The 218-nt window shown below is 40.4% G+C and carries 1 tRNA gene; it reads right to left on the bottom strand.

The window, feature by feature from the left end:
- Window positions 1–68: 68 nt before the first annotated feature.
- A tRNA-Ile gene (locus H4J56_RS19490) sits at window positions 69–145 on the bottom strand.
- Window positions 146–218 lie beyond the last annotated feature (73 nt).

Below are 218 nucleotides of genomic sequence, written 5' to 3'. Positions count from 1 at the left end.
ATGACGAAAGTAAACCTTAATTTGGTCTTTTCTTTAATGAAGAAGATTAATCAATTCAGTGTATGAATTGGTAGGTCTGGGCAGACTTGAACTGCCGACCTCACCCTTATCAGGGGTGCGCTCTAACCAGCTGAGCTACAGACCTATCTTATTAGCAAGCCCAAGGGCTTTCTTCTTCTAATTTGTTATCATGTAATTTGTGTAGACACTCGTGAAAC

It is taken from the genome of Colwellia sp. BRX8-4 (genome assembly GCF_014077345.1).
Lineage (GTDB): Bacteria > Pseudomonadota > Gammaproteobacteria > Enterobacterales > Alteromonadaceae > Colwellia_A.
This window is presented reverse-complemented; position numbering and strand designations above follow the sequence as displayed.